Origin of the sequence: Labrenzia sp. PO1 (assembly GCF_012273635.1) — a bacterium.
Classification (GTDB): Bacteria; Pseudomonadota; Alphaproteobacteria; order Rhizobiales; family Stappiaceae; genus Roseibium; species Roseibium algicola.
Genome location: NZ_JAAXCR010000001.1, coordinates 773,510 through 794,583, shown reverse-complemented (window position 1 = coordinate 794,583; position 21,074 = coordinate 773,510). Strand labels below are relative to the sequence as shown.

The following is a 21,074-nucleotide window of genomic DNA, read 5'->3' as shown; positions in this document are numbered from 1 at the left end:
GTGGTCGATTGGCGCTTTCGTTACCCAGACCCACGCTACACTCACATCCTCATCCTGAGGAAGCGCGAAGCGCTGTCTCGAAGGATGGGCTGCTTGCTCAGAGTGTGTCGCCCATCCTTCGAGACGCCGCGTGGCGGCTCCTCAGGATGAGGGCGTGGCGTAGGATAGGTCTTGACTGACCGTCACTCCCATCGCTGCATCAGCCCCGCGTTCCTCCCAAGGCCAGCCTACCTTGCCGGCATGCCTTTCGCGCGGAAATGGCGTTTCTGGGCGGCGATGCGGAACTGGGCGTTGGCGGCGCCATAGCCCTTGTAGCCGCCGCGGCGTTCGACAATCTCGAAGAAGAATCCTTCGCCGTAGGTCGGGCTGTACAGCTGGAAATATTCGCCGTTCTCGTCCCGGTCATAGAGAATGCCCGAATTTTTCAGGTCGTTGAGGAAGTCTTCTTCCAGCCCGAAACGGGCATCCAGATCGTCGTAGTAGTTGGGAGATATCACCAGCGGCGTGAAGCCGTTGGCTTGCAGTGCCTTCACCGTCTTGAAGATGTCGGCGGTTTCGAACGCGATATGCTGCACACCCGATCCGAAACCTTCCGAGATGAAATGCCCGGCTAGGGTCCTTCGGTTCTCCGCCCCGTTGAGCGTGATCCGCAGGCTGCCGTCATCATTTTCGATGGCCTGGCTGCGGACGAGGCCTGCCGGGTCGATGACATCCACCATGGCAGTCTTCTCCGTGTCGAAGATAGACCGGTAAAACAGAAGCCAGGTGAGCATCTCGTCATAGTTCATCGTCTCGGCGAGGTGGTCGATGCGGATAAGGCCGGCATCGCCTGTCGCCCCACCGTGACCAACCGGTTCGAACTCGATTTCCCACACCCGTGACAGATCCTTGCTGTCGTCGACGAAATGAATGACGCTGCCACCGAGAGCGCGGATCGCAGGGATCTTCAATTCGCCCGGCCCGACTGGCTGTTCGAAGGTTTTGGCCCCCAGGGTCTCGGCACGGGCAACAGTTGCCGAAGCGTCCGCAACCTTTAGGCCGATGTCACAGACATTGGTGCCATGCGAGATGTAGGACGCATGGGCGAAGCCGCGCGGGTCGGTGTTGATGACGATGTTGATGCCGCCTTGCCGCCAGAGTTCGACCTCCTTGGAGACGTGCTTGCCGGCCTTGTGGAAGCCGAGCGTCGTCAGCATGGCCGACAGGTCGTTTGCTTCCTTGCGGTCGGCGGCAAATTCAACGAACTCGATACCTGCAACCGGTACCCTGTCGGGCATTTCGGGAACGGGGATCCGGATGCCGGGTTCGGTTCGCCGGACCTGGTCCATCAGGTAGAGCAGGGAGCGGTAGCCATCGACCGCAATGGATTTCGGCGAACCGCCACGGAATTGGTCGTTGAAGATCTCCAGCGACAGCACGCCGTCATAACCTGTTGCCGCAACGGCCCGCATGAAACCGGTCACGTCCAGATCACCTTCGCCTGGCATGTTGCGGAAATGGCGGCTCCAGTAGAGCAGGTCCATGTTGAAGTTCGGCGCGTCGGCCAGCTGGACGAAGAAGATCTTCTCGCCGGGAATGGCCCGGATCGAATCTGGGTCTATCTTGCGCGACAGCGTGTGGAAGGAATCCAGGATCAGGCCCACGTTGGGGTGGTCGGCCCTGCGAACGATTTCCCAGGCATCGCGGTGATCGTAGACGAAACGGCCCCAGGCGAGGGCCTCATAGCCGATGCGGATACCGCTCCTGGCAGCAAGGTCACCCAGCTCTGCAAGATCATCGGCGGCACGATCGATGCCACCAAGCGCGATGGGAGATACGTTGGAGCAGATCAGCACAAGATCCGCGCCCATTTCCTGCATGAGGTCGAACTTGCGTTCGGCGCGAGCGAAGGTTCTGCTGCGCTGCGGCTCGGGCATGCCTTCAAAGTCGCGGAAGGGCTGAAACAGCGAGATCTCCAGGCCCTGGTCGCGGACCATCTGGCCGACATCCTTCGGACTGCGGTCAAACGCCAGGAAGTCGTTTTCGAAGATCTCGACGCCATCGAAGCCTGCAGCCGCGATTGCGCTGAGCTTTTCGGCTAGGTCGCCTGCGATGGAGACTGTGGCGATGGCGGTTTTCATGGGGACCTTCCGTGGGTTCAGTAGCCCATTATGCGGGGCAGCCAGATGACCGTTTCCGGTACAAATGTGAGGAGGAGCAGCACCAGCACTTCAACGAAGAAGAATGGCAGGATGGCCATGGTCAGCCGGGCCATGCCGACTTGGGCGATGCCTTCGGCGACGAACAGACATAGGCCGAGTGGCGGGGTGATCAGGCCGATCATCAGGTTGAAGATGACAAGGATGCCGAAGTGGACCGGGTCCACGCCCATGCCGACCGCAATCGGATGCAAGATGGGCACCAGCACCAGCATGGCGGCGATGCCTTCCAGAAACAGTCCGACGAACAGGAACAGGAGAATGGTGGCAATCAGGAACGTGGTTTTGCTGTCCACATTCAACAGCACCCAGTCGGTCAGCATGTTCGGAACGCGGTTGTAGGTCAGCAACCAGTTGGCGGCAGAGACCGCGGCAATGATGATCAGGATGACCGCGCTGTCGCGCATGGCTTCGGAGAAAAGTCGTGGCAGGGAAGACAGTTTGATGTTTCGATAGACGAAGATGCCGAGGAAAAGCGCATAGGCGACAGCGAAACTTGCCGCCTCTGTCGGTGTGACGACGCCGAGCAGGATGGAGCCGACCACGAACACCGGCATCAGCAATGGCAGTATCCCGCCGAGAATGGCCTTGCTGGCCGGTTCCGCGGTCAGCCCTACCGCCTGATCGCCATGATCGACCTTCACGGTCAGCATTACGAAGACGGAGAGGAAAATCGCCAGCAGAATGCCGGGAATGATGCCGGCAAGGAACAAAGCCGGCACCGAAACGCCGGAGACGATCAGCGCGTAGATGATCACCGGGATGGATGGCGGGATGATGGGCCCGATCACGGATGAGGCCGCCGTCAATGCTGCCGCGAAGGGGCGGGAGTAGCCGTGTTTTTCCATCTCGGGAATGAAGACCCGGCCGATGGCGGATGTGTCGGCAACCGCGGACCCGGAAAGACCGGCAAAGATTACCGACGCCCAGATGTTGACGAGCGCCAGACCGGCGCGCAGCCGGCCGACCAGAACATTGGCAAAGGCAATGATGCGGCCGGTGATGCCGCTTTCGTTCATGACTTCGCCCGCCAGCACGAACAGCGGAATGGCAAGCAGGGGGAAGGAGTTCATGCCTTTGAACATTTCCGTTGCGACCACGCGCAGGGAATAGGGCGCTTCGCCATAACCCATGAACACCAGCAAGGCTGCAATGATGGCGAGAGCGATTGGAACGCCGGTGGCGAGCCCGATGAGAAGGATTGCGTAGATCATGCCTGCACCGCCTTGATGGCCGAGATGCGTTCAAAGAACTTGAGAGCGGCGGCCACGGCCAGCAATGCGCCGCCGATGGCGATCGCATACTGCCAGGTGCCGACCTTGGCGACCCAGACCAGCGAGTCGATGCCTGTGGTTTCCGCAAGCCAGTTGCCGGCTGATTTCAGGCCCGAAGCGTCAAGGTTGCCTCGGCGAACGGCGAAGGCATGTCCGGAGAAGGCGAGGGCAACTCCGGTTGCAAAACTGACCAGGTCGACGGCCGCGAAGAGTTTTTCACGAACGGAGACGGAGAGAAAATCGGTCAGCACCGTGAAGCGGATATGCCTGTCCTGCAGATAGGCAAGCGCGAGACCGAACATGACACCGTAGATGGTCAGATAGATCGGCAGTTCCTCGCCCCAGGAAACCGACTGACCGACCGTGTAGCGGCGGAGCGAATTGACGAAGATGATGGCAAAGACGAGGGCCATCGACAGGCCGGCTCCGAGCGCAAAGAGGCGCCGGGCAAATTCATTGACCGTTTTCATGTTCCAGGTCCTGCTTGTTCAGCTTTTGGCTATTCAACTGACTTTGATTGAACAGCCAAAAGCTGATCTTTTCCAACATTCCAGAACCCCGGGCGGCAAACCGCCCGGGGTCTTGGCCGGATTACTGGCTCGCAGCAGCAACGGATTCCTGCAGGCGGTCGATCCAGACCGCATCTTCACCCAATTCGCCGCGCAGATATTCAACAACCGCCGGCTGTGCCTTTTCGGCAAAGGCTGCGATTTCGTCAGCGGTCGGAGAATAGACCTGCATGCCTTCTGCCTGAACCTTGTTGACGCCTTCAGCCGTGCTCCACTGCTGGATGGAACGGCCCATGTTGCCGGCAATGCGCGCCGCACGGGCAACCACGGCCTGCTGAGCCGGAGTGAGCGACTGGTAGAACTCGTCGGAGATCAGGATGAAGTCGGCTGCATAGACGTGGCCGTCGAGGGTCATGTATTTCTGCAGCTTGTGCAGACCGTTGTTGTAGATCACGCCGACCGGGTTTTCCTGGCCGTCAACGACACCGGTGGAAAGCGCGTTGGGCAGTTCGGTCCAGGCGATCGGGGTCGGCTCACCGCCGAGGCCTTTCACCATTTCCACGTAAAGCGGGATCGGCTGTACACGGAACTTCAGGCCTTCCATGTCCGCAGGCGTCCGGATCTCGCGAGTGCCGTTGGTGAAGTTCCTGAAGCCGGTTTCGCCATAAGCCAGCGTGCGCAGGCCGGTCTGTGCAAGGCAGTGTTCGGCAAGTGCATCACCGAAGTCACCATCCAGCACGTCCCAGGCAATGGTTGCCGAAGAGAAGGTGTAGGGAATGTCCAGAACGGACGCGGCTGGGCAAGCCTTGGACATGGCGCCGGACACCAGCACGACCTGGGTCAGGTTGTCCTGGGCCTGGGCGACCAGCTCGTCTTCGTTGCCCAGCGCACCGGCCGGGAACAGTTCCACCGTCAGATCGGTTTCGCCTTCAACGATGTTCTTGAAGATATGAGCGGCAGCACCTTTCTTGGAGGCGGTCCATTCGTCCGGGTCGACATGGGCCAGACGGATAGTCTGAGCCTGGGCCGCGGCGGCGAGGCCGACTGTGAGAAGGGCAGTAGCTGCCAGGGATGAGAATTTGAAACGCATGACTTCCTCCCGTTTGCGTAACATTTTCAAAATGACCATTTCCGCTTTCGTGATGATGCGAAACCGGAAGGGGTTAAGCGTCCGCGGTCTCCCGCGGCATTTCGTCGAAGGCGTCGAACGTCGCCTTCATTCGGACCGGATCGGCACGCCGACCGGTAAAGAGTTCAAAGGCCCGTACAGCCTGGAACACCGCCATGCCTGACCCGGGGAGCACCCGGCAGCCGAGCCTTCTCGCGCCAGCCAGGAGTTCCGTTTCGAGCGGGAAATAGACGATGTCCGCAACCCACATGTCGGGCTTGAGCAGCGCGAGCGGGAACGGTGTTCCTGGTGTCTTGGTCATGCCGACCGGGCTTGCGTTGACGATGCCGGACAGGTTGGCGCAGCTTGCAGCATCAACGGTCGTGACCGGTTCCACGGTCAGTCCCTGACGATTTGAGCGGACCTGCCGGGCAAGTTGCTCCACGCGCACGGTGTCGACGTCGAAGATCTTCAGGTGCTGGACACCGCAATCCGCCAGCGCGTGGGCAACTGCAACGCCGGCTCCACCAGCGCCGATGAGAAGCACCTTCTTCAGGGACACGCCGATCATGTTCTGACGAAAACTCTCGGCAAATCCCCATAGGTCGGTGTTGTGGCCAATGCGCTTTCCATCCCGGAACACGATGGTGTTGACCGAGCCGACAGCCGCCGCGTTGGGCGATAGCTGGTCGAGCAGCGGGATCACTTCCATCTTGAACGGGTAGGTCACGTTGAGACCGTTGAAACCGGTCACTTCGGCCGCGTGCACAATAGCTTTCAGGTTCTGTTCGTCCTCGGGAAGCGTATCGACATCGATAATGCGATAGACGCCGCGCAGGCTCTGGGCTGCTGCTTCGGCCATGTGCATTTCCGGCGTCCTGGAACGGGCAATACCCCTTCCGATCAGTCCGGCCAGTACGATGTTGCTTGCTGCTTCCACCCAGGTTCCTCCCAGAAACCTCATTTGGCAGCCCCGTTTTCGGGGTCTGTATGCCTGGAGACCGCATCTCCTGAGTTTCAAAATGTACTAACCAGTTAATTCAGTCAAGCGAAATGTACCGCCCAGTTAATTTGGGCTGGTAACCCGTTCCGGGCTGGTTTAGAAAAAGGCATGTCGATCAATGAGTCTGAGCTGCCGGAAAAAAATTCTTCGCGGGGTCGCTGGAAGCAGGACCCGGAGGGAGTGCGTGCGAATATCCTGGCCGTCGCCCTGGAGGAATTCTCCGCGAACGGTCTTTCCGGTGCGCGCATGGATGAAATCGCGGCCAAGACGCGCTCATCCAAGCGCATGATCTATTATTATTTCGGCGACAAGGAGAGCCTCTACCTCAAGGCTCTGGAAGCGGCCTACAAGAAGGTGCGCAAAGGCGAAGAACAGCTGGAGCTGAACCATTTGCCGCCAAGGGATGCACTGTCGAGGCTTGTGGCTTTCACTTTCGATCATCATCGCGAAAGCCCTGCGTTCATCCGTCTGGTCATGATCGAAAACATTCATCATGGCCGCTATCTCGAGCAGTCGGACGAGATCAAAAGCCTGAACGAAGCGGCGATTTCCCAAATTGCCGGCATTTATGCAAAAGGGGTGGCCGAAGGCGTCTTCCGCGATGGCCTGACGCCTTTGAGGATCCATTGGCTGATCTCGGCCATGAGCTTTTTCAACGTCTCCAATGCGACGACCTTCTCCATGCTGTTCGGTTCGGAATTGCAGTCGGCATCCGGTCAGGTTTCCCTCAAGGGCGATGTCTGCGAAACGGTAATGCGTTTCGTCGCTGCCTGATGTTCGAGCGCCAGCAAGGCTCTTCTTCTGTACCCACCTTCTAGTTTCCTCCCCTGATCCGGAGGCTGCTCAGCCTGTGGCGGCAATTGACAGCGCTAAAGAAACTATATAACTAGAAATATAGTTATATTAGATGAGGCGCAGATGGATCTGGAAATTGCAGCGCAAGGGTTCGCGGCACTGGGCTCGGAAGCCCGGTTGCAGGTGGTGTTGACCCTGGTGAAAGCCGGGCAGGGTGGTTTGACGGTCGGCGATATTCAGACCCGCACGGGCATGCCTGCGTCAACGCTTGCGCATCATCTGAAGTTTCTCGCCTCGGCAGGCCTGGTGTCCCAGGAAAAGGACGGCCGCTCGGTCATCAACCGGGCAGCCTATGGCCATCTGGAAAACCTTGCCGGTTATATCCTGAAAGAGTGCTGCGTGGACGAAAAGGGTTGTGAGTGCCCATCCCCGCAAAAGGAGCCCGCCGATGTCTGATGCGATGAACAACCTTCAGCCGAGTGGCGGCGGCGCAAGCTGTTGCGCTCCGAAGACCGCCTGCTGCAGCACGCCGGCTTCGAAATGGTCCCTGAAGTCTCTCGCCGTTTCGAAATACCTTCTGTCGACCTGGACGATTGTCGTCGGCGGTCCGTTGCTGGTGCTGTTGCTGGACCAGCCGCACTTCGTCGCTTTCGTAACCTTCGCGCTCTCCGCCTTCGCAGGAACATTGCCGTATATTGCTTTTGCCGTTGCTTTGATCGCCTGGCTAAAGGCGGCCGGCGCAGAGGCGTTTGTCGGACGTGCGTTCGAGGGACGCGAGACACAGGCAATCTTTCTCGCAGCCCTGTTTGGTGGTCTTGCACCGTTCTGTTCCTGTGAAGTCATCCCGTTCATTGCCGGTCTTCTGGCGGTTGGTGCGCCGTTGTCAGCCATCATGGCGTTCTGGCTGTCCTCTCCCTTGATTGACCCGCCGACACTGCTGATCACTGCTGGTGCACTGGGATGGCCCTTTGCCGTCGGCAAGGCGGTCTTTGCGGTGGCGCTGGGTCTTTTCGGCGGTTTTTCCGTCGCACTTGCGCTGCGTAGCGGCTTTCTGGCCAATCCGGTGAAAATCGGGGCGGCGACCGGTGGCTGCGGCTGTGGCGCTTCTGCGAAGACAGGGCGGCCGGTCTGGCAAATCTGGAAAGAGACTGAGCGCACCGACAAGTTCCGGGTCGAACTGAAAGCCAATGCACTGTTTCTGATCAAGTGGCTGGCACTGGCGTATGTGCTGGAAGCAGCTCTCGTCACCTATGTCCCCGCAGACCTGATTGCGCAGGCTGTTGGCGGCGACGGGCTGGGGGCAATTCTTCTGTCCGCTTTGATCGGCATGCCTGCCTATCTCAACAGCTACGTGGCACCGCCACTTCTGGCTGGTCTGATGGACCAGGGGATGAGCGCCGGGGCCGCGATGGCGTTCATGATTGCGGGCGCTGTCAGCTCGATCCCGGCAATGGCTGCCGTCTGGTCACTGGTCAGGCCGCAGGTCTTTGCCGCTTACATCGGTCTGGGATTTGCGGGTGCGGTGCTGTCCGGTCTTGTTTTCCAGCTGATCTTTTGAGGGAGTGACAATGCGTACGAACGTTTCTGTCACGGTCAGAGCGGATGAGGCTCGCCACAAACTGCTGGTGCCGGTCGGCTTGCCGACGCCACACCAGATGCCGGTCGGTTTCGAGGTCAAGGGCGGAAAGCTGGGCCTGGCCGGAGAAATCACTACCGGCCAGATGGTGGCCGTGGTGTCGGTGGAACCCGGGGAAGACGTTGTGGTGAATTACGAATACCGCGACGAAGGGCCGGGCTATCCTGATGCAGTGTTTGCGCCACTGCGCAACCGTTTTACCCGGGCAGCTCAAGATCTCGTCTATGATGCGATCAACATTGCCGACAGTCAGCCCGACGGTCACGCCGCCATTCAGTCGCTCGTCAACGCGGCGGCCGAAAAGTTCCGCTATGCCCATCCTCAGGTTCGTTTCAACGAGGGGTGTGAAGAAGTGCCCTATCTGTCGTGCGGGCTGACCGAAGGGTCCTGCGTCGACATCAACACCTACCTGATCGCCAGCCTGCGTGCCGCCGGCTTCGAAGCCGGTTACGTGACCGGATACTTTTTTCCGCAAGAAAAGAACGGCTGCTGCGACGACATGCACTGCTGGGTGGTGACACGGCATCAGGGTGTGGTGCTGGAGTGGGACATTGCCCATCACCTGAAGATGGGCACACGAGAGATCTGTTGCGGGCTCAACCCGAAGCCGGGTGACCGGGTTGCGCTGGCCCATTCCATGGGGCTGACATTTCCCGAACTGGGGATCTTCTGCGAAAAACTGATTGCAGAGCCCGTCTGGCTTTCGCCGGACGGGCCGGAAAAGGCGGAGATCACGATCCGACGGGATATCGTCTGACGTCGACAGGGGAGGAGGTCTCTCACCCCTTCTTGCGGCTGAAGACCATCTTCTGGTTGGCGAGGCGTTCCGGCGGGCCGATCCAGGCCCAGGCCAGAAGTGCCGGCTCCAGTTTGGATACGGTGATCCGGTGCATATGCTCCGGCGGGTTGAAGATCATCGATCCGGGGGCATAGACCCCCTGGTGATTTTCCGAAACCGCTCCTGAAACGCAGATGTAGCTTTCCGATATGCCGCTGTGCGCGTGGGCCGGATATGTACAGCCCGGTGCGAACAGGACCAGGCCCAGAATGACGTCCGTCGTCAGAACCGGTCCGTTCGGTCCGCAGATTTCCGCGTAGGCATACGTCTTGTCGAGGCCGCGCGGCACTTTCTCGTAGCCATACTGCCAGATGAGATGGTCCCGGACACTTTCGATGGCGCGCACCAGTGGAGCGGTTCGCTCCTGCTTGCCCTCGTCAAGGGCACGCCGGAGATGTGCCGTCACGGGTTTGTGGGCCGGGGCATCGAAGCGCATCTCCGGATCTGATTTCAGCACCCGCCCAATTGCCTCGCGCACCGCGCGCTGATGAGCCCGGATCTTGTCGCTGCCACCGGACGAGAGGAACCGGTAGGCCTCGTAGAATTCCCGCAAAAGATAGCCCCAATCCGGGAACTCGGCGAGGCGGCGGCTGGCCAGAGGTTGTTCTTCCGACATGTTATTTTCCAGCACGGCTTGTCCTCCCGCACCCTGATCAAGATCGGCCTGAGCCTATCGGAACGGAGCGTAGCGGCTTCTCTCTTTACGGCAACCGAAAATACATAACCGTCATGCGCGGTTTGCGTCAGAACGTCTCTTGCGCTCGCCGGACAGGCAGATAATCTGGCCCTCCATTCCGCAGGACAGAATTCATGACAGTTGTGATTGTTGGAGCCGGTGTTTCCGGACTTTCCACCGCTTGGGCCCTGACAAAACGAGGCGTGCCGGTCACGCTTCTGGAGCAGGGACCAATCCCCAACCCGCTTTCGGCCTCCGGTGACCAGCACCGTATCATCCGCCGGGCCTATGGCGGCCAGGGCGGCTATCAGCGCCGCATCGGCGATGCCTACGCGGCATGGGACGAGATGTGGGACGACCTGGGTGAGAAGCACCTCGCCGAAACGGGATTCATGCTGTTGTCGCAGGAACCGGGCGATGGCGGCGAGGTCTATCGGGACGGTCTGGTCGAGGGCGGTTATCCGTTCGAGGACCTGACACCGGAAGAAACGGCGAAACGGTTTCCCTTCGTTGATCCGTCGACGATCCGTTATGGCGCAGTCAGCGACGAGGGCGGCGTTCTGCTGTGCCAGAAAATTGCAGCCGGGGTGCGCGACTGGCTGATCGCCAAGGGAGCTGATGTGCGCGAAAACGCACAGGTGACTGCCGTCGACACATCCGCGGGCACGGTGAGCCTTGCCGATGGCAGCACGGTCTCCGGAGAGCATGTGATCGTGACGGCCGGTGCCTGGACGCTGGGGCTCTTCCCGAAGCTGGACATCAGCCTGACGACTTACCGGACCGCGGTTGTCTATCTGACGCCGCCTGAAGATCTGCGCGAGGCCTGGGAACGATCGCCGGCGATTCTCGATCCGGGCGGGCCGATCGACGGTTACATCCTGCCTCCGGTCGCCGGAACCGGCCTCAAGTTCGGGGCGGGTATTCACAAGTACAAGGCTCCGCCGAACCAGGATCGGATACCCGTTGCAGGCGAAGGAGAGACCCTGCGCGACTATTTCTCTCCGCCGTTCGGCCGGATCAAGGAATACCGCGTCGATGACGTCGTCACATGTGCCTACACCTTCACCTCAGACGAGCATTTCTTCGCAATGAGCGAAGGCAAGACCACTGTCGTCTCGGCCTGTTCCGGACATGGCTACAAGTTTGGTGCCGTCGTGGGGCAGAAACTGGCGGAAGGCTTTACCGGCAACGACATGGACGCTGCACGCGTCTGGCTGGAAGCACGCGATTAAGTCATCTGGCGCAAAAAAAGAAGGCTCCGGCTTGCGAGATTGCCGGAGCCTTTTCTGTTTCGGCTAGTGCCGGGAAGATACCATCCGCATCATGATGCCATCCTTCAGGGCAATATGATGGTAGAGGGCTCCCAGCACATGCAGTGCGATCAGCACGATGAAGAACGGCTTGCTCAATTCGTGGATTTCTTCCGCAGTGTGGATGCCGCCGTACCAGGCCAGAAGTCCGGTGATCGGTGCCAGCAACATGAGCAGATAGAGCAGGCCGTGGACACCCCTGGCGGCCAGTTCCTGGGCTCTTGAAGTGAGGAGCGGGGCAGGGACGCCGAATTTTGCCCGCACCAGAAGACGGATGACAGTCAAGGCCAGAACGGCAATGCCAACCCAGATGTGGGCATTTGCCAGAAAGGCGGTTGCCGCATCCGGCACGCCGCCGTCGCGCAGCACGTGTTTGAGATCGCCCATGCTTTCGCCGAAGATCAGCTGAAACAGGATCAGGGCGGCAATCACCCAATGCAGAATGATATGGATCGGACTGTAGGACGCTGGCTGTGTCGTGGACATGGCGCGCTTTGGCTCCTCGCAAAGAAAAGAAATGCCAAATATTAGTGCCATGCCAGGGCAGGCAGAGGTATCGGGGATTTGTACTATTTGGTAACAGGTCCAGGCGGTTTTGCGACAATTGAAACAAACGGACCTGTGCCCAGCGGTCAGGCGGTTTTTGAAGGACGGGAGGCATCATGCCAGCTGACATCAGAACGCTGACGGGCGAGGAGTTGACAGCTGCGCTGAACGATCTTGCGCGCCTGAGGATATCCGTCTTCCGCAGCTGGCCATATCTCTATGAGGGGTCTCTGGAGTACGAAGCCGGATACCTGCAACGATATGCCCGGACGGAGGGAGCAGTGATTGTCGGTGCATATGACGGCAGCCGGCTGGTTGGCGCGGCGACAGGTGAGCCGCTCGGTGCCGAACTGGAGGCTTTCAAGACCCCTTTCCTCAAGCAGGGACTGGATCCGGAAAACGTCTTCTACATGGCCGAATCCGTTCTGGATCCTGCCTACCGTGGCCAGGGCATCGGCCATCGCTTTTTTGACGAGCGCGAAGCACACGCCAGGCGGCTCGGTTTCGGTGAAGCAGCCTTCTGTGCGGTGATCCGCCCGGACACGCACCCGCTGAAGCCGGTAGACTACGCCCCGCTCGATCCGTTCTGGCGCAAGCGCGGTTACGAAAAGCTGGAGGGTGTCGTCGTAACGTTTCCCTGGCGCGATGTCGGCGAGAACAAAGAAACCGACAAGCCGATGCAGGTTTGGCACCGGAACCTTTGAGGGAACCCGGCAGCCCGCTGACCGGTGAACGAAGTTTTGGACAAAAGAAAACCGGGGCCTGGAAACCAGGCCCCGGTTTTTTTGTTTCCGGCGCGTGGTTACTTCAGCGTCCAGCGGATGGTGACATTCGCGCTGATGGTTTCCTCGCCCGCCTCGATCGGCACATCGGCGGACTTGGCCATCATCATGCCCTCGGCGCGCATCATGTAGGGACGGGGCATTTCGGTGCCGGTTTCCGTGATGTCGGCAATGGTGCCGAGATCGACACCGGCAGCGGCTGCAAAGATGCCTGCCTTGTGCCGAGCGTCCTCGACGGCCTTCTTGCGGGCTTCATCCAGTATCTCGTCGGCATTGCTGACTTCAAAGCGGATGGAATCGACCGAGTTTGCACCGCTTTCGACGACAAGCGTCAACAGCCCGCCAAGCTTGGCCAGATCGCGGATCTTGACCTCAACGCCGTTGCGAACCTCATAACCGGCAATATCCGGCTGGCTGCTGGAGTTCTTGGAGTGATCGTAGCGCGGGTAGATGCCGAACCCCTTGGTCTGGGTGTCCTTGGCTTCGATGCCGTTTGCTTTCACCGCTTCAATGACCTTGGCGATTGCGGCGCTGTTTTCAGCCAGAACGTCGGCAGTGGATTTGCCGGTGGTGACGACGCTTGCGGAAATGACGGCCATGTCGGGGGCAACGGAAACTGCACCGCGGCCCTGCATGGTGATCGTGCCGGCCGGTGCCGGGGAATCCTGCGCGACAGCCGGTGCGGCACTCACGAGCGCGGCACTGAGGCCAGCGGCCAGAACAGCCTTGCGCAGCAGGGAGACGGAGGGGAAAAGAGGGGCATTCATATGAACTTATCCTTGATGGAAACAGTTTGTTCGATGGCCGGACACTCGCTTGTGATTGCGGCGGCGTAATGACGGTTGTGTTCATCTGCCGTTCATCGGCAAAACCCGGCAGATGTCCTCGAAAGTCGTTTGAAATTCTTCCCCGGAGGCCTAACCCGTGGTGCCGGTCTTGCCCGACAGGCCGCCGACCTCACCGGTCTGCGACAACAGAATCGCAATCGGCCTGGAACCTTCGAAACGGGCGCAGACGATCACGATCATCACCGTCAGCGGGACGCACAGAACCATGCCGACAACACCCCAGATCGCCCCCCAGAAGGCCAGCGACAACATGATGACGAGGCCTGACAGATTGAGGTTGGATCCCATCAGGCGCGGTTCGACCAGATTGCCGATGGTGAACTGGATGAGGCCGAGGCCCGTCGCAATCGCGATGAAGGGACCCAACGTGTCGTAATAGACCACCGCCAGGAGGCTGGGAAAGATCACGCCGATCAGCGAACCGATGGTTGGAATGTAGTTGAGCAGAAAGGCGATGAAGCCGAACAAGGCCGCGTAAGGCAGGCCGATGGCGATCAGAACAAGGCTGGTCAAAACGCCCGTGGCAACGGAGACGGCGGTCTTGATCGAGAAATAATGCATGATCGAGCGGTTGATCTCGGCCCGCATGGCAAACGCGGCTTCAGCCCGCTCCGGCGAAGGAAACAGGCGTTCGAACTTGCGGTCGAATGTCGACTGCTCGAGCACCAGGAACAGGACATAGATGAACACAAGACTGGCCGACCCGGCCAGCGTCGTTACAAGGCTCGCCCCCGCGGTCACCATGCGCGGTACGATGGAATCGGGCAGAAGGTCCTTCAACTCGATCGGATCATTAAGATGCAGTTGGGTGGATGCCTGGGTGAAGAGTTCTTCCAGCCGCCGCTGATAGGTTGGTGCGTCCAGTGCAAGCTGGGTGAGATTGACGGTCACGATGTCGAGCACCACGGTGCTGGCAAAGAAGATCGTCAGCAACGCCAGTGAAAACGACACCAAACGGGGCAGGCGCCAGCGGCCAAGCGGAATATGCGCAAAGACATGTGCCAGCGAGTTGATCATGTACCAGACGATCAGCGCGATCACGAACGGCAGGATGAGGGACCGCCCGACCACCAGCAGCCAGCCGATCATGCACACAAGCAGGACACTCAGCGTGGCGGTGAGAAGCGGTGATCGCATGGTGGCTCCGGCGGGCGAGTTTGGCAGGTCTGTTCCCCGGGCGACTCGTCAAAGGCCCGGCTGCTTCATTTAGACCCGATGGCGCAGGCGAACGGAACCGCTTTTTCCATCAAGGCGATCCAGACCTCTTGAGAAACGCTTCCACCGCGCCAGTTTCCCAACCTTTTTCACCCTGCCGTTGCAAAGCACTTGCCCCGGAGATTGGCCATGGTATAGGGAACCAGACGCAGGGCCTTGCAAAGGCTTCGCCCTGCCGTGGGCCTGTAGCTCAATTGGTTAGAGCCGTCCGCTCATAACGGATTGGTTGGGGGTTCGAGTCCCTCCGGGCCCACCATTTTTCTTTTCTCCCACTCGTATTTGGCAGCCGAAGAAAGCTGGTTCTCTTCTGCTGATGTGAAGTCCCGGATTTGCTCAATCGCCGGCGTCTGCCTGGCACTGTTGCGGCATTGGGGAGGACCGGCAGTTCGCCGTTCTCGATCACCGGTGCGGCGCTGGACCGGGATGTGGCGCTTGTCGATGCGGGGCTGAATTTCGGCGTGACTGACAACCTCAACATCACTGCCGACTACATCGGCTCCTTCGGTGAGCGCCTGCAGGACCAGACTTTCGCGGCGAAACTCAGGGCAAGGTTCCAAGGAGGCAGGCATGGGTTTATGCGGTCTTGTCGATCCCGATAGAAATGGCTGATGGGAACGAAAGATGCCCCGCGATGCTGGACGAGGCCATGTTAGGCGCTTAGCTTTATTCGGACGGCCTGAGGGAGCCCCACGTGGGCCACATCGTCGATCAAGTCAGCCACGTGCTGCAACGATGAACGGATGTGTACACACTCGACGGGCTTCATGATCGGGCATGAACGGGAACGTGAGTTTGGCTTCCTACACGCAGGCAACAGGGCATTTCGAGAACGGCGAATTTGCAAAGGCGCAGCATGCCGTTTCCGCCTGCCTGCAGGAGATCTACGCGAATATTCATCGCTTCGTCCTGACAGAAAACCTTCAAAACATATATGGCACGAAGGTTTCGGTGATTGTCGTTTCCCATCGGAGCGGCCTTGAGGCCTGCGAGGTTGGCCGGGACATCGAAGATTTTATCCTCCGTCCGGACGTTGAATTGATTTTCGTCGGCAACGGGCCCGGAGCCGCTGAAGAGGCATCCGGCCGGTATGCGGACAAGGCGCGGGTATTCGGCTTGCCGGAGAATATCGGCTGTTCGGCGGCGCGAAACGTCGGTGCCTATGTCGCGCGGGGGAGCTGCCTTCTGTTTCTGGACGATGATGCATCGACGGGCGCGGCAGATCTTGATCTGCTTGCCGGCACCTGTATCGAGCGCGGGGCCATGGCTGTGCGCGGACGCATTGCGCCGAAGTCCGGTGCCGGATTGACGGGCAACCACTACAATCTCGGTGACAGTCTGAAACCGGCACCGCCGACAACGGAGGGGTTTTCCGCCTGGCGGGCGTCGGCCTTCGAAAAATACGGCGGATTTGATCCGCTTCTGGCGGGGCACGAAGGCATGGATCTTTGTTGCCGGATGCTGGGCGAGACGGATGCGAAGCAGTTCCTGTATCAGCCCGGCGCAGTGATGCGTCACGACTATGCCGGAGACGACCGGCAGCGGTTGCAGAAGGTGGAGAAGCTTCAGCTTTCTGACAGGTATCTTGCGTTCAAGGGGATCGACAAGGACCGGGTTGCCGTCGCCTTCAAGGAGGTTGAGAAGGCGGATGCTGTCTGACACGTCAACGAATGCGCCATTCGCACGCGGGAACGCGATCAAGACCTTTCAGGGCAAACTGCATGGATAGGCCTGACGACACCTGGCTGAGCCAGCGCTTTTGTTCCAATCCGTTCGAGCGGATCGAAACCCAGCCGAACCAGGACATTCACTTCTGTCCCGCAGCCTGGCAACCGGCTGCAATCGGCAGTCTGTCTGACGATCCTGAAACCGCCTGGAACTCCCCCAAGGCCCAGGAAATACGGCGATCGATCCTTGAGGGTGACTTCTCGCATTGCTGCCATCTGGAATGTCCGCGTATCACTGGGCGTGATCTTCCGGCGCGCGAGGAGATCCTGTCGGAAATAGACCCGTCTCCTGCGGTGGCCTACTATAGGGAGATCATCAAGACTGGCAGGACCCGACTGGACAAGCCCCCAGCGTGCGCCAGCCTCGGTCACGACCTCAGCAGCAACACCGCCTGTCCTTCCCGGGCGACAAAACCGGTTCAACTGAAAAAATACGATGCCGACCGGCTCGACTGGATCTTCAACGAACCGTACGCACGCTTTCTGTCCAAAGCCGACCGAATAACCATCGGCCGTGAAGGCGAACCTTTTGCAAGCAGGCATTTCCTGAACTTTCTGAAGAATTTTTGTCGTGTGGCAGAGCCGAGAAAGGCGCTGAACCTCCACACCAATGGCCTGCTGCTGACGGAAGCTGTCTGGAACCGGCTCGATCTTTGGGGGCATGTCGGCAGCGTTCATGTGTCCGTCGATGCCGCGACACCGGAAACCTATAATGAACTGCGGCCAGGCAGGCAGTTGGTTCAGCTCATGCCCAATCTGTCATTTCTCGGCCATTTGCGCAGGCTGAAAGCCATAGACACCTTCCAAATGAAGTTTGTCGTCCGGCAAGAAAACTACACAGAGATGCCGGACTTTGTCCGTCTTGCGCGCCGGGTCGGGGCAATAGGTGTTTTGTTCCAACGGGTTCGCGATCAGCAGGTTCGGGAGGAAGGTGAATGTCCTGCGGTCGACGTAGCGGACCCTCGCCATTTTGATCATGAAGCGTTGCAGTCGATCCTCGAAGACCCGGTTCTGAACGCGCAGGACGTCGAATTGGTTGATCTGAAACTTGCCCCACGGCACAGGGACGTTTCCGGGGCAGCGTGCTCAGGCGCAACTCCTGATCAGGTTCGGCAAGGCTGAAGTCCATGGTGCATCATCTCATCCTGCTTTCATCGGGAAGAAGCGGCACGCATCTGCACCAGACCATGATGCGGAACGGACTTGAAAAGGCTGTCGTTCTTGGCGAGCTGTTCAACCCGTCGTGCCCGTTTGGTCTTGAAGCCCAGACGCCTGACTTCATCGCAATGCTGGAAGAAGAAAGCGGCATTGAGGTCGACCCGGGCAAGGCTAGAGCGCTGGCCAACTTTTTCAGGGACGATCCGGTCTTCATGCTGAGTGCCCTCGCCAGAGTTTGCGACCGCCTTGGACAGGACTATCTGTGCTACTCGATCCTGCCGAAGCAATTGGCCGGCAGGCCGATCGAAGACATTCTGTTCCGGTTTGACTGCTCCTGCACCTTTCTCACAAGGCAGAGGTTTGCCAGATATGTCTCTCTCGTAAAGGCGCGGCAGCTCGGGACCTGGAAGTGGGTCGATACCACGTCCCTGAAACCGGAAATAACGATGGAAGGGTTTCTGGAAGACGCCCGTTCCACTGACGACTGGTTTCTGTTCCTGTCAGAGAGGGCGCTGACTGCGGGGCTGAACGTTCGGCATCTTTCCTATGGCGCTGATCTCAACCAACCAGCCTTGACCGCCTTTTACAGCCTGCAGCGGAAGTATGAAGGCATCTGCGAGCTATCCGCCTTCGATTTCAGCCTGATCCCGGATTTCAAGCAGGAACGGGAGGCCGATCCTTTCCGGTCGATTGGCAACGGCGAGCATATGGGGGACGCACTTCATCAAGCTTCCTTGCTCGATTATGCCTTTGCCGAGCCCGCCGTCTTTTCAGCGGATGGTTATGTCTGATCCCCTTTCGGCAGCGATTGAACATAGCCTTCCGGCGACGTGCCGATGGTGAACTCGAAATCCGGCGACCAGCTCTCCCGGATGCGGGCTATCCGGCGTTCGAGATAGAGGTCCCAGTTGGCCGAGGCACCACATCGGGGAAGATCCGACGACATCGGCAGGGTTTCGAAAAAGAGGCCTCTGCTTCTGAGTGCGGAGAAGTACCTGGGCGGGCACACGACGACGATCGTTTCAAACTCCGCGAGCTTCTCCAACTGGGCTTTCAGCGCGTTGGACAGGTGATCGTCTGCCTCATCGAGCGCCCAGACAAGCGCGACCGTTCCTTGTCTGCGGTGTTCCGACAAAAGGGCTGCGTTGTTCTTGGTGTTGGTTTCAAGTTTCCGGATGCTGCCGAGGGCAACCCGTAGTCCGATGTTGCGAAGGCTGCGTTTGAAAGACACGGTTCAACGCTCCTCCAGCGGATTTGCGGGAAGCTGAGCGATCGCCTGCAACAGATGCGCAGTCTGCAGCGCACCGTTCCACCAGCCGGACTTTCTGAGGCACGACCGAGCCAGCGATTGGCGGAAATCGGGATCGAGCATCTGCACAAGCTGCTCTCCGATTGCGTATGGATCCTCGGCAGGTGAGGTGAGGTTCCACCCTGCGCGCGCGCCATATTCTGCGCGGGCCTCCTGCACATCCATGATCGGGTTGCTGTTCGGAATGAAGATCGACGGCAGCGCGGCTGCAATGTTTTCGTGAAAGGTATTGTATCCAGCCGCGCAGACGGCAAAGTCGAAGGCTTTCAGATACTGCCCGAGCGGATAGACCTTACGCATCACCAGGCGCTCATGGAAATCCGCGTGTTCCTCGAAATGAAGCGGGGATCTGACGTCGACCGCGATCACCTTCGGGTGCCTGTCCAGAAACGCCAGCAGACGTGCCCGGGGAAGGGACATGTCGAAATTTGCCTCCGAGCCAAGTTGCACGAGACAAAGGATCGCGTCGTCCGGCAGGTTCAGCGCCCGTCTTGCGGTGGTTCTGTCAAAGAGCTGATCTCTTGGCGTCATCAACACCGGGTCGACCCGGGTGACGCTGTTGGGGTTGGGGCGTGAATAGCCTTCGTCCAGAGGCGCGCAGAGTTCCCCGGGTTCGATGATCGCGTCGAAAAAGCCTTCCCGGGAGATGCTGTTGGGCTGGGGCGTGCGCCAGAGGCCGCGCCGGATCCAGACGCTGGTGGCGCGGCCGTAGCTTTCAACCGCGTCCACGAAACCTGCGTACGGCAAGTTGCCGTCAAACAGTGTGAGGCAAGGTTGGTAGTGGCTGAGCGCCTCGCGCATTTCCTGAAAGAAATAGCTGTTCCAGGCTTTGAAATCCAATTCCAGTCTCTGCCGGAAAGGCCGGAATTCGGCTAGATATCCCATGGATCTTGCAATTTCGATTGCTTCGGAAAGCGAGAAGAAAACGACATTCGCACGCGGGCCGATCGCCCTGGCGATGGCAAGCTGCCGGGAGAGATGCCCGAGGCCGACGCCGTTGGAAGTGATCGTAAGGACGACCGGGGCAGGGGCGGGGCTGCGTGTTTTCGGGGCGGGCAGGGCGGCGACGGAGGGTTCGGCGATTTTTTCGAATTTCGCGGTGAACTGGTCCAGGCCAAACCGCTCCTCCACAAACGTGCGTGCCTTTCGGGAGGTCGTTTCATAAAGCTGAGGATCTTTACGAAGCTGCTCATAGACCAGTGGTGCTTCGTCCGGCTCGGCATAAAGGCAGGCATCGGAAAAACTGGTTTCCATATAGCGTGGAACGACGCAGGGCAGTCCGGTGGCAAGGGCTTCGAGCACACAATATCCGAACGCCTCGATCAGCGCTTTGGAATGGAAATAGCTGTAGATGTCGAGCCCTTGAAGAAATCCGGAAATCGGTCCCTTCGAGAACGGCAGAACCTGCCAGTTGGACGGCAGCTCCTCGAACTGGTCCACGAAGCTCTGCGGCACGCCCATCATGCGGAAGACAAAGTCAGTGGATTGCGGATAGCAGGTTGTGGCGACCGATAGAGACGGCCATTTGTCAGCGCTGGGGCGACTGTGGCGGCCGATGACCAGAGGAGATTTCGGTTCCCGGGATTGTTTCTCCGGATAGTCGGCCAGATCGATCAGATTGGCCCAGCTACCCTGGTGAACGGCATGGGACAGGCCGTTCATCACAAGGTCTTCGCGCACGATCTCGCTCACCGGCAGGAGTTTGAGCGAGTGGCCATACCAGTCGGAGATGAGCGCCGACCAGTGATCTGCCGGAAAGGCACGCTGTCCGTCCCGGTTTCGTATCGTCTGGTGCACGACAAGGTAACAGACATCCGCATCGAAACGGGTGCGGCATTGCACCTGTTTGTCCAGCAAGGTCGGGTGATACAAAAGCGCGACCCTGGACCGCGGTCTTTCGTTCTGCGGAACAATGATGGTGCCGGTAGCCCTGATCTCGGCGAGTACGGATGCGTTCAAGGTCCGGTTTCGGGAAAAAAAGGGGGAACACAGCGGTATGATCCCGGCTTTCAGCCCGGCTTGCTTGCAGGCGCGAAGATCATATTTGAGCGATGTGGACGTCCCGCCGGGAAAGCGCAGGTCGGCCAGGTAAAGGACGTCAAATTCCATGTGCCGGTCGGCCCCCCAGGAAATCCATCAATCGAT

Annotated in this window: 21 protein-coding genes and 1 tRNA gene; 11 read left to right on the top strand and 11 right to left on the bottom strand. The window is 59.3% G+C overall.

The features are described from left to right. Positions 1-227: 227 nt before the first annotated feature. The 5 genes from HCG46_RS03790 to HCG46_RS03770 form a co-directional block, all read right to left on the bottom strand. Positions 228-2,120: a bifunctional sugar phosphate isomerase/epimerase/4-hydroxyphenylpyruvate dioxygenase family protein gene (locus tag HCG46_RS03790; RefSeq protein ID WP_168684693.1), complete on the bottom strand. Its 1,893-nt coding sequence runs from the start codon at positions 2,118-2,120 to the stop codon at positions 228-230. 17 nt (positions 2,121-2,137) lie between these two features. Further along, complete coding sequence (locus tag HCG46_RS03785) at positions 2,138-3,412, bottom strand: TRAP transporter large permease (RefSeq protein ID WP_168684691.1); 1,275 nt, start codon at positions 3,410-3,412, stop codon at positions 2,138-2,140. Then, positions 3,409-3,942: a TRAP transporter small permease subunit gene (locus tag HCG46_RS03780; protein ID WP_022997926.1), complete on the bottom strand. Its 534-nt coding sequence runs from the start codon at positions 3,940-3,942 to the stop codon at positions 3,409-3,411. The genes HCG46_RS03785 and HCG46_RS03780 overlap by 4 nt, the downstream gene beginning before the upstream one ends. Before the next feature lie 121 nt (positions 3,943-4,063). Next, a complete protein-coding gene (gene dctP, locus HCG46_RS03775) occupies positions 4,064-5,071 on the bottom strand; it encodes a TRAP transporter substrate-binding protein DctP (RefSeq protein WP_031268177.1) in 1,008 nt (335 codons plus the stop codon). A 73-nt stretch (positions 5,072-5,144) separates the two neighbouring features. Beyond that, the gene (locus HCG46_RS03770) at positions 5,145-6,053 is read right to left on the bottom strand and encodes a shikimate dehydrogenase (RefSeq protein ID WP_168684689.1); all 909 of its coding nucleotides are present in this window, start codon (positions 6,051-6,053) and stop codon (positions 5,145-5,147) included. A gap of 147 nt (positions 6,054-6,200) precedes the next feature. On the opposite strand from HCG46_RS03770, the gene HCG46_RS03765 reads away from it, so the two are divergent. From HCG46_RS03765 to HCG46_RS03750, 4 genes are all read left to right on the top strand, one after another. After that, entirely contained in the window at positions 6,201-6,866 is a 666-nt protein-coding gene (locus tag HCG46_RS03765) for a TetR/AcrR family transcriptional regulator (RefSeq protein ID WP_152505863.1), read from the top strand. 144 nt (positions 6,867-7,010) lie between these two features. Further along, positions 7,011-7,343 carry a metalloregulator ArsR/SmtB family transcription factor gene (locus HCG46_RS03760; RefSeq protein ID WP_022997921.1) on the top strand — a complete coding sequence of 111 codons (333 nt, stop codon included), beginning with the start codon at positions 7,011-7,013 and terminating at the stop codon, positions 7,341-7,343. After that, entirely contained in the window at positions 7,336-8,445 is a 1,110-nt protein-coding gene (locus HCG46_RS03755) for a permease (RefSeq protein WP_205838359.1), read from the top strand. The genes HCG46_RS03760 and HCG46_RS03755 overlap by 8 nt, the downstream gene beginning before the upstream one ends. Before the next feature lie 10 nt (positions 8,446-8,455). Further along, positions 8,456-9,280, top strand: coding sequence for a transglutaminase family protein (locus HCG46_RS03750; protein ID WP_168684687.1), 825 nt, complete (start codon positions 8,456-8,458; stop codon positions 9,278-9,280). Between the two features lie 22 nt (positions 9,281-9,302). Here the strand turns inward: HCG46_RS03750 and HCG46_RS03745 are convergent, their stop codons facing one another. Then, entirely contained in the window at positions 9,303-9,977 is a 675-nt protein-coding gene (locus tag HCG46_RS03745; RefSeq protein ID WP_031268172.1) for a dimethylsulfonioproprionate lyase family protein, read from the bottom strand. Between the two features lie 194 nt (positions 9,978-10,171). Between HCG46_RS03745 and HCG46_RS03740 the strand changes: the two genes are divergently transcribed. Further along, positions 10,172-11,269 (top strand): FAD-dependent oxidoreductase, encoded by a 1,098-nt coding sequence (locus HCG46_RS03740; protein WP_168684685.1) that lies wholly within the window; start codon positions 10,172-10,174, stop codon positions 11,267-11,269. A gap of 63 nt (positions 11,270-11,332) precedes the next feature. Here HCG46_RS03740 and HCG46_RS03735 read toward each other — a convergent pair whose 3' ends face one another. After that, positions 11,333-11,833 carry a cytochrome b/b6 domain-containing protein gene (locus HCG46_RS03735; RefSeq protein WP_168684683.1) on the bottom strand — a complete coding sequence of 167 codons (501 nt, stop codon included), beginning with the start codon at positions 11,831-11,833 and terminating at the stop codon, positions 11,333-11,335. Positions 11,834-12,009: 176 nt separating this feature from the next. On the opposite strand from HCG46_RS03735, the gene HCG46_RS03730 reads away from it, so the two are divergent. Next, the gene (locus HCG46_RS03730; RefSeq protein ID WP_168684681.1) at positions 12,010-12,597 is read left to right on the top strand and encodes a GNAT family N-acetyltransferase; all 588 of its coding nucleotides are present in this window, start codon (positions 12,010-12,012) and stop codon (positions 12,595-12,597) included. A gap of 98 nt (positions 12,598-12,695) precedes the next feature. On the opposite strand, the gene HCG46_RS03725 is transcribed toward HCG46_RS03730, so the two are convergent. Then, positions 12,696-13,442, bottom strand: coding sequence for an SIMPL domain-containing protein (locus HCG46_RS03725; RefSeq protein ID WP_168684679.1), 747 nt, complete (start codon positions 13,440-13,442; stop codon positions 12,696-12,698). A gap of 150 nt (positions 13,443-13,592) precedes the next feature. Beyond that, positions 13,593-14,660 carry an AI-2E family transporter gene (locus tag HCG46_RS03720; RefSeq protein WP_023014617.1) on the bottom strand — a complete coding sequence of 356 codons (1,068 nt, stop codon included), beginning with the start codon at positions 14,658-14,660 and terminating at the stop codon, positions 13,593-13,595. Positions 14,661-14,917: 257 nt separating this feature from the next. On the opposite strand from HCG46_RS03720, the gene HCG46_RS03715 reads away from it, so the two are divergent. From HCG46_RS03715 to HCG46_RS03695, 5 genes are all read left to right on the top strand, one after another. Next, positions 14,918-14,994 (top strand) — tRNA-Ile (locus HCG46_RS03715). A gap of 73 nt (positions 14,995-15,067) precedes the next feature. Continuing rightward, positions 15,068-15,337, top strand: a complete 270-nt coding sequence (locus HCG46_RS03710; RefSeq protein ID WP_168684677.1) for an autotransporter domain-containing protein — start codon at positions 15,068-15,070, stop codon at positions 15,335-15,337. Between the two features lie 193 nt (positions 15,338-15,530). Then, on the top strand, positions 15,531-16,394 hold the full coding sequence (locus HCG46_RS03705) for a glycosyltransferase (protein WP_168684674.1): 864 nt from the start codon (positions 15,531-15,533) through the stop codon (positions 16,392-16,394). A gap of 62 nt (positions 16,395-16,456) precedes the next feature. Continuing rightward, positions 16,457-17,584, top strand: a complete 1,128-nt coding sequence (locus tag HCG46_RS03700) for a hypothetical protein (RefSeq protein ID WP_168684672.1) — start codon at positions 16,457-16,459, stop codon at positions 17,582-17,584. Positions 17,585-17,589: 5 nt separating this feature from the next. Next, a complete protein-coding gene (locus HCG46_RS03695) occupies positions 17,590-18,411 on the top strand; it encodes a hypothetical protein (RefSeq protein ID WP_168684670.1) in 822 nt (273 codons plus the stop codon). On the opposite strand, the gene HCG46_RS03690 is transcribed toward HCG46_RS03695, so the two are convergent. Further along, positions 18,402-18,851, bottom strand: coding sequence for a hypothetical protein (locus HCG46_RS03690; protein ID WP_168684668.1), 450 nt, complete (start codon positions 18,849-18,851; stop codon positions 18,402-18,404). The genes HCG46_RS03695 and HCG46_RS03690 overlap by 10 nt on opposite strands. Positions 18,852-18,854: 3 nt before the next feature. After that, positions 18,855-21,038, bottom strand: a complete 2,184-nt coding sequence (locus HCG46_RS03685; protein WP_168684665.1) for a glycosyltransferase — start codon at positions 21,036-21,038, stop codon at positions 18,855-18,857. Between the last annotated feature and the right edge of the window lie 36 nt (positions 21,039-21,074).

Bases quoted from the DNA above. Each gene is read 5' to 3' on its own strand.
- HCG46_RS03760 (WP_022997921.1), top strand. From the start codon at position 7,011: ATGGATCTGGAAATTGCAGCGCAAGGGTTCGCGGCACTGGGCTCGGAA.
- HCG46_RS03695 (WP_168684670.1), top strand. From the start codon at position 17,590: ATGGTGCATCATCTCATCCTGCTTTCATCGGGAAGAAGCGGCACGCAT.
- HCG46_RS03770 (WP_168684689.1), bottom strand. From the start codon at position 6,053: ATGAGGTTTCTGGGAGGAACCTGGGTGGAAGCAGCAAGCAACATCGTA.
- HCG46_RS03740 (WP_168684685.1), top strand. From the start codon at position 10,172: ATGACAGTTGTGATTGTTGGAGCCGGTGTTTCCGGACTTTCCACCGCT.
- HCG46_RS03790 (WP_168684693.1), bottom strand. From the start codon at position 2,120: ATGAAAACCGCCATCGCCACAGTCTCCATCGCAGGCGACCTAGCCGAA.
- HCG46_RS03745 (WP_031268172.1), bottom strand. From the start codon at position 9,977: ATGTCGGAAGAACAACCTCTGGCCAGCCGCCGCCTCGCCGAGTTCCCG.
- HCG46_RS03730 (WP_168684681.1), top strand. From the start codon at position 12,010: ATGCCAGCTGACATCAGAACGCTGACGGGCGAGGAGTTGACAGCTGCG.
- HCG46_RS03785 (WP_168684691.1), bottom strand. From the start codon at position 3,412: ATGATCTACGCAATCCTTCTCATCGGGCTCGCCACCGGCGTTCCAATC.
- HCG46_RS03765 (WP_152505863.1), top strand. From the start codon at position 6,201: ATGTCGATCAATGAGTCTGAGCTGCCGGAAAAAAATTCTTCGCGGGGT.
- HCG46_RS03750 (WP_168684687.1), top strand. From the start codon at position 8,456: ATGCGTACGAACGTTTCTGTCACGGTCAGAGCGGATGAGGCTCGCCAC.
- HCG46_RS03735 (WP_168684683.1), bottom strand. From the start codon at position 11,833: ATGTCCACGACACAGCCAGCGTCCTACAGTCCGATCCATATCATTCTG.
- HCG46_RS03755 (WP_205838359.1), top strand. From the start codon at position 7,336: ATGTCTGATGCGATGAACAACCTTCAGCCGAGTGGCGGCGGCGCAAGC.
- HCG46_RS03685 (WP_168684665.1), bottom strand. From the start codon at position 21,038: ATGGAATTTGACGTCCTTTACCTGGCCGACCTGCGCTTTCCCGGCGGG.
- HCG46_RS03700 (WP_168684672.1), top strand. From the start codon at position 16,457: ATGGATAGGCCTGACGACACCTGGCTGAGCCAGCGCTTTTGTTCCAAT.
- HCG46_RS03780 (WP_022997926.1), bottom strand. From the start codon at position 3,942: ATGAAAACGGTCAATGAATTTGCCCGGCGCCTCTTTGCGCTCGGAGCC.
- dctP (WP_031268177.1), bottom strand. From the start codon at position 5,071: ATGCGTTTCAAATTCTCATCCCTGGCAGCTACTGCCCTTCTCACAGTC.
- HCG46_RS03725 (WP_168684679.1), bottom strand. From the start codon at position 13,442: ATGAATGCCCCTCTTTTCCCCTCCGTCTCCCTGCTGCGCAAGGCTGTT.
- HCG46_RS03720 (WP_023014617.1), bottom strand. From the start codon at position 14,660: ATGCGATCACCGCTTCTCACCGCCACGCTGAGTGTCCTGCTTGTGTGC.